This is a genomic window from Collinsella sp. OF02-10, assembly GCF_003463445.1.
Taxonomy (GTDB): Bacteria; Actinomycetota; Coriobacteriia; order Coriobacteriales; family Coriobacteriaceae; genus Collinsella.
In genome coordinates this window covers 46,411-52,756 of sequence record NZ_QSCW01000015.1, presented here as the reverse complement: position 1 = coordinate 52,756, position 6,346 = coordinate 46,411, and the positions used below count along the sequence as shown (strand labels likewise).

The window sequence follows — 6,346 nt, the reverse complement described above, 5'->3', positions numbered from 1 at the left end:
ACGGAGAGCATTTCCCAGTTGACAAAACTATAGGAACACCCCCCAAGGCAAAGGCAACCAAAGGCGCACCACAAAGGGGACAGGCACCTTTGTGGTGGTTTGAGACAAGGACCCTAGTCCACAGTGATGTCGAGGTTCTTGCCGGTGAGGCCTACGTAGCCGCCCTCGGCAGCAGGTCATTTGACCGAATAGGAAAAAAAGGAAAAAATAGGAAAAAAAGGAAAGGAGACTTATGACTGAGACCATCTTCTCCCCCTCATTTGGAAATCGCCCCTCTTATCTAGTCGGGCGCGAAGCGGTAATTTCGACATTCGTATCTGGCATTGAGCAAGAGGCGGGCAATCGCGACCGAGCCATGCTCATGCTTGGACAGCGAGGCAGCGGCAAGACGGTTCTTCTGTGGGAACTTGCCGACCGCGCACGCAAGCTCGGCTTTGTTGTCGCTACGCCCACCGTAGCCTCCGAGGATATGCTCGAGCGCATTGTTGAGAAGATCCAGGAAGCAGGCGAGCCTTACGTCAATAAACGCCGCCTTCCCAAACTCACGAGCGGCAGTCTAAGTGTTTTTGGGTTCTCGGCAGGCCTCGAGTTCACACGAGACGTGCAGGAGACCAAAAGCTTTCAGTTCAAACTCACACAGCTCGCGCGCAAACTGACCAAGCAGGGACACGGTATCCTCATCCTCATCGACGAGCTCCAAGCGAATTCACCCGAGATCAGACAGCTCGTCACCGCCTATCAAGAACTGGTCGGCGAACGACTCAACGTCGCGCTCGTCATGGCAGGCCTTCCGGGAGCCGTCTGCGCAACACTCAATGACCGCGTGCTGACATTTCTCAACCGCGCTCGCAAGGTCACGCTCGAACCGCTTTCGGTCGGAGATGTCGACGCCTATTACCAGCGGGCTTTCGAAGAGCTCAGCATTGACATTCCAAGCGATCTTCGCCTCCGTGCCGCTCGCGCAACCCAAGGCTCCCCTTATATGCTGCAGCTGATCGGCTATAACATCGCCAATCGCTGCAAGGCTGGAGAACGCGCAGCGCAAGGGCAAATCGACGGAGCCATCGAAGCTTCGAAGGTCGACTTCGAAAACGATGTTTGCGAAACGACGCTCGCCGCGCTATCGGACCAAGACGTCGCGTTTCTCACCGCAATGACTGACGACGAAGGCGCTGTGTCGCGTATTTCTGATGTGGCGGAGCGCATGTCGGTCACGCCCGACTATGCACAGAAATATCGCCGGCGTTATCGAGCAGGCGCGCCGTGGTTACGTGCGCTTCGCCGTCCCATATATGGCCGACTATCTGCGCAGCCAGCTCTAGACAACCACCACAAAGGTGCCTGTCCCCTTTGTGGTGGCTTGGGCCGGTTTGTCTCGATCTGTAACAGGTAGGCAGCCAAAACCGGGCTTGGTGTTACAGATCGAGATTTTCGGGCAGCCCCCCGCAGTTTATCTCAATCTGTAACAGGTAGAGACGATTTAGCCCGCTAGATGTTACAGATCGAGACGGAAGATGCTAGTCACAGGCGATGTCGAGGTTCTTGCCGACGAGGCCCACGTAGCCGCCCTCGGCAGCCTTGGGGCTATCGGCGTGGCAGAGAACCCACTTGTCGGCCTTCCAGTAGCAGTAGCTGTCGCCGGCGGCGGGCATGTCGGCTGCGACCTCGGGGCGCGGGCCATTGGTGCCCGCCGGCAGCGCCACCATCACCTGGAAGCCGCCGTCGTCGACCATGCAGGGCGTGTAGTGGAGCGTGGTGTTGAAGACTTCGACGACCGTACCCGCCGGCACGCGGAACGCCTTGACGCACGCAGTGTCGAGCTTGCCGTCCTCGATCTCCCAGCGATGCGCCACGAGCAGGATAAAGTCGCGGGCGCCCAGGTTAAACTCGCTGGCGCGGTGATACTCCAGGCAGTTGAGCTGCGTGTTGTGGCCGTTGCACCAGCCGAGCTGGAAGGGGCGGCCGCCAAACATGAGAAAGCCCAGTTTGTCGGCACCCTTGACGCCCTCGAGCTCCGACGCGCTTGCCACGTACTTGCTGCCCTCGGGGATGGGCGTGGCAGAGAGCGCCTCGAGCACGGGCGACGTGAGCTCGGACGGAACGTTATCCCAAACGTTGCCATAGGATTTGAACTCGGGATCGTTGACAGAGTAGATATGCATGTTCACTCCTGTTCGTTTATGTGACAGTACGAACATTCTAGAACAATCTCGTTCTGTTTTGAGTGCTCGATATGAAAAAGCGCCCCCACAAGAGTGGGAGCGCTTCTGGCGCAAACGCTATTCCTGCCAGCATCCTTATGCCTGCTGATAGTGCAGGTGCTTCTCGTCGATATTGGCCAGGTCGCGGTCGAGATAACGGCGCGCGAGCCAGTTTGCCATGGGGAGGTTCTGGTCCAGATAGTTACCGCACTCCTCGGGAGCGGCGCCGGGGATATCGCCCTCAAAACCAGCAACAAACTCGAACAGCTCGCGCACGAGCGGCAAAATCTCCTCGCTCGTCAGCTCACCAAAGACAACCAGGTAAAAGCCCGTGCGGCAGCCCATGGGGCCAAAGTAGACAATGCGGCTCGACCACTCGGCATGATTGCGGAGGAACGTGGCACCCAGATGCTCGATGGTGTGGCACTCCGCCGTGTTCATAACTGGCTCCTTGTTGGGCGTGGTCAGGCGCAGGTCAAAGGTGGTGACGGCGGCGCCGGTCGCCGGATCGCGGTCGATGCGGCTCACATACACGCCGGGCTCGAGCAGCAGATGGTCAACGGAAAAACTCGCGATGCGCTCCATGGCAGATCCTCTCGGTAGTCAATTTGGGACGGGGCTCTTTTAGCTGGTTCGAATGATCGCACCAATCATACCAGTCAAAAAAAGCCCCGTCCCAAATGAGCTGCCCGGGACGGGGATCAATGAGTTTTTAATCCCCGTCTCAGAATAATCATGCTAGGCGGTGTACGCGATTGTAGATTTCACGGCATGGCGCCAGCCGGCGATCTTTTTGGCGCGCTCGTCGGCGGACATGGTGGACTCCACGATGCCGCGGGCGCCGTAGACGTCGACGACGTCGCGCGTGTACATGCCCAGCGCAATGCCGCAGGCCCAGGCCGCGCCCAGACCGCTCATCTCGTCGTTGCTCGCGATGCGAATGGGCGAGCCAACCAAGTCGCTCTCAAACTGCATCAGGTATGCGTCGCGCGTGGGACCGCCGTCAACACGAAGCTCGGCCAACGCCGCGCCCGAATCCTCGACCATCGCATCAATCACGTCGAAGATCTGATAGGCGATCGACTCGTCAGCGGCCTTTACGAACTCCGCACGGCCCGTGGTGCGCGTCATGCCAAAGATGCAGCCCTCGGCATCGCTCGCCCAGTGCGGCGCGCCCAGGCCAGTGAACGCCGGCACAAAGTAGACACGGCTTGCCGGATTGGCGGCGTAGCACAGGTCGGTGACTTCCTCGGGATTGTTGATGAGTTCCAGGTCGTCGCGCAGCCACGTCTTGACGGCGCCGGCGTAGCTCACGTTGCCCTCGAGCACGTACTCGGTCACGCCGTCCATGCGCCATGCGAGCGAGCTCGAAAGCCCGTGCGAGCTGGCGACGAACTCGTCGCCGACGTTCATCATGACCGAGCTGCCGGTGCCATAGGTCGCCTTGGCCATGCCGCGGCTATGGCAGCCCTGCGCAAACAAGGCGGCATGGCTGTCGCCGAGCACGCCGTGAATGGGCACGGGTGCCGGCAAAAAGCCGCCCAGGTCCGTCATGCCAAACAGGCCATCGGAATCGGTCACCTGTGGCAGGCAGGCCACGTCAACGCCAAAGGCCTCGCACACCGGCTCGCTCCAGCAGCCACGGCGCAGGTCAAAGAGTTGCGTGCGGCTGGCGTTGGACCAGTCGCAGCGGAACTCCGCGCCGCCCGTGAGCGTCCAGACCACCCAGGCATCGATGGTGCCCAGGCACAGCTCGCCCGCTGCAGCGGCCTCGGCAGCCGCGGGAACGTTCGCGAGGATCCAGGCCATCTTGCCCGCCGGGTAGTAGGGCGAGAGCACTAGACCCGTCGTGTCGCGCACCAGCTCGGCCACGCCCTCGCGCGCGGCCAGCTCGTCGCACAGCTCACGGGCGCGGGCGCACTGCCACACCACGGCGTCGCACAGCGGCTCGCCCGTCGTGCGCCTCCAGGCAACGGTGGTCTCGCGCTGGTTGGAGATGCCGATGCCGGCGACGTCGGCCGGATCGACCCCGGTCTCCTCCACCACGGCGCGCGCCACGGCCAGCACGTTGGCGGCGATCTCGGCTGGATCATGGCTCACCCAGCCGACCTCGTTGACAATCTGGCGATGCGGGCGATCGGCACGATGAATCAAATGGCCGCCCTCGTCCACCAGCAGCGCCTTGGTGCCCTGCGTGGATTGATCGATTCCGATGATGTATTTGCTCATGTACTCTCCTGTCTCCCCCGTCGATTCAACAACTAAAACCCGACGGACAAGGAGCGAGTGGCCGACCGACTCATGAGAGCGCAGCCGGCCTGCTCTGAATTCAACCTAAAAGGATTGGTGCAAACCTGTCCCCGATGCACCAACTACTCTGCGGGAAGGAACTCGGCGACCGTCTTGGCAATACCCTCGCCGGTGAGCCCGTAGTGCGCAAAGACCTCGGGGCTCGTGCCGGTGATGACCGGCGCATCGGGCAGGGAGAGGCACTTGACCGGACGCGGGCAATGCTCGCCCACGACCTGCGCGACCATGGAACCCAGACCGCCGAAGGGGCTGTGCTCTTCGACCGTCACGACGGCGCGCGTGGCGTCGGCGGCCCCGATCACGGCCTCGGCGTCGAGCGGTTTGACGCAGTACATGTCGAGCACCGTTGCCGAGATACCCTGTTCGGCCAAAAGGTCGGCGGCGTCCACGGCGTGGCGGACCATCTCACCGGTGGCGACAATCGTCACATCGGTGCCGCGACGCACCCAGGTGGCGCGATCCATCTGGAACGGGCACTCGTCCTCGGTGTACACGTCCTCCACCGGGTTGCGGCCCACGCGGATGTAGGCCGGCTTGTTGTCGGCGACCAGGGCACGCACGAGCTCGGCGGTCTGGAATCGATCGCTCGGCAGATACACGCGCATGTTGGGAATCGCGCTCATGGCGGCGATATCCTGCGCGGAGTGATGGCTCATGCCTAAGGCGCCGTAGGACACGCCGCCCGAGATGCCGATGAGCTTGACGTTGGTGTTGGAGTACGAAACGTCAACCTTGCACTGCTCATACGAGCGCGTGGTCACAAAGGACGCCGGCGAGGCGGCCCAGGCCTTCTTGCCGCACGAGGCCATACCGGCGGCGATACTCACCAGGTCCTGCTCGGCGATGCCGACCTCAATGGACTGCTGGGGATACTGATCGAAGAACGGCGTGAGCGATGCGGAGCCGCGGGAGTCGGAGCACAGGACGACGATGTCTTTATCGGTTGCGGCGGCCTCGAGCAGCGTGTCGCAGATAGCCTTGCGGTTGGCGATCTTGTTAGCCATTGATAGCCTCCTTATGGGCAGCGAAATCGGCGATGATCTGGGCATATTCCTCATCGTTGGGCAGGTGATGATGCCAGGCGGCCTTGTCCTCCATAACCGGCGAGCCGTAGCCCTTCACCGTGTTGAGGATGATGACCGTGGGCTTACCCTTGGTCTCGGCGGCCAGCGTCAGCGCGGCGTCGATGGCCTGGACGTCGTTGCCCGGAATGGACAGCACGTTCCAACCGAAGGCGGCCCAGCGCTCCTCCTGCGAGTCCTGCTTCATGACGTCCTCGGTGCTGCCGCTGATCTGCAGGCGGTTGCGGTCCACGAGCGCGCACAGGTTATCGAGCTGGTAGTTGCCGCCGCTCATGGCGCCCTCCCAGACCGAGCCCTCGGCAAGCTCGCCGTCGCCCATGATGGTGTAGACGCGGTAGTCGCGGCCATCCATCTTGCCGGCAAGCGCCATCCCGACGGCCACGGGCAGGCCGTGACCCAGCGAGCCCGAGTTCATCTCGATGCCCTTGAGCTTGTTGTTGGGGTGGCCGATGTAGGGGCTGCCGAACTTAGAGAAGCGGGCCTTGACGTCGTCGAGGTCCAGATAGCCCTCGTGGCAGAGCACCGCGTAGTAGGCCTCCATGGCGTGGCCCTTGGAGAGCACGAAGCGATCGCGGTTGGGATCGTCGACGGTCTCGGGCGAAATGTTGAGGTGGTTGGCGTAGAGGGTCATGAGGGCGTCGATGACCGACATGTCGCCGCCGATGTGCCCGCCGGCGCCAGCCATGATGATATCGACGCAATCGCGGCGAAGGTCCCAACGCAGGGATTCAAGCTCTTCGATAGTTGCCATTT

Annotated in this window: 7 protein-coding genes; 2 read left to right on the top strand and 5 right to left on the bottom strand. The window is 61.8% G+C overall.

The window, feature by feature from the left end; genetic code table 11:
- Nucleotides 1–236: hypothetical protein (locus tag DXA43_RS10485; protein ID WP_233540048.1), on the top strand; the 236-nt coding region annotated here is incomplete at its 5' end.
- Nucleotides 233–1,393, top strand: coding sequence for an ATP-binding protein (locus tag DXA43_RS07825; RefSeq protein WP_233540047.1), 1,161 nt, complete (start codon nt 233–235; stop codon nt 1,391–1,393). The genes DXA43_RS10485 and DXA43_RS07825, both read left to right, overlap by 4 nt.
- Before the next feature lie 124 nt (nt 1,394–1,517).
- Here the strand turns inward: DXA43_RS07825 and DXA43_RS07820 are convergent, their stop codons facing one another.
- The 5 genes from DXA43_RS07820 to DXA43_RS07800 all read right to left on the bottom strand — a co-directional run bounded on the left by DXA43_RS07820 (nt 1,518) and on the right by DXA43_RS07800 (nt 6,344).
- Nucleotides 1,518–2,162 carry a DUF4867 family protein gene (locus DXA43_RS07820; RefSeq protein WP_117806778.1) on the bottom strand — a complete coding sequence of 215 codons (645 nt, stop codon included), beginning with the start codon at nt 2,160–2,162 and terminating at the stop codon, nt 1,518–1,520.
- 135 nt (nt 2,163–2,297) lie between these two features.
- Entirely contained in the window at nt 2,298–2,786 is a 489-nt protein-coding gene (locus DXA43_RS07815) for an S-ribosylhomocysteine lyase (RefSeq protein WP_117758595.1), read from the bottom strand.
- A 153-nt stretch (nt 2,787–2,939) separates the two neighbouring features.
- A complete protein-coding gene (locus DXA43_RS07810) occupies nt 2,940–4,430 on the bottom strand; it encodes a glycerol kinase GlpK (RefSeq protein ID WP_117806777.1) in 1,491 nt (496 codons plus the stop codon).
- A gap of 143 nt (nt 4,431–4,573) precedes the next feature.
- Complete coding sequence (locus tag DXA43_RS07805) at nt 4,574–5,515, bottom strand: transketolase family protein (RefSeq protein ID WP_117806776.1); 942 nt, start codon at nt 5,513–5,515, stop codon at nt 4,574–4,576.
- Entirely contained in the window at nt 5,508–6,344 is an 837-nt protein-coding gene (locus DXA43_RS07800) for a transketolase (RefSeq protein ID WP_197736868.1), read from the bottom strand. Before DXA43_RS07800 ends, DXA43_RS07805 begins: the two co-directional genes overlap by 8 nt.
- Nucleotides 6,345–6,346 lie beyond the last annotated feature (2 nt).

Coding starts and splice junctions, on each gene's coding strand:
- DXA43_RS07805 (WP_117806776.1), bottom strand. CDS start 5,515: ATGGCTAACAAGATCGCCAACCGCAAGGCTATCTGCGACACGCTGCTC.
- DXA43_RS07810 (WP_117806777.1), bottom strand. CDS start 4,430: ATGAGCAAATACATCATCGGAATCGATCAATCCACGCAGGGCACCAAG.
- DXA43_RS07800 (WP_197736868.1), bottom strand. CDS start 6,344: ATGGCAACTATCGAAGAGCTTGAATCCCTGCGTTGGGACCTTCGCCGC.
- DXA43_RS07820 (WP_117806778.1), bottom strand. CDS start 2,162: ATGCATATCTACTCTGTCAACGATCCCGAGTTCAAATCCTATGGCAAC.
- DXA43_RS07825 (WP_233540047.1), top strand. CDS start 233: ATGACTGAGACCATCTTCTCCCCCTCATTTGGAAATCGCCCCTCTTAT.
- DXA43_RS07815 (WP_117758595.1), bottom strand. CDS start 2,786: ATGGAGCGCATCGCGAGTTTTTCCGTTGACCATCTGCTGCTCGAGCCC.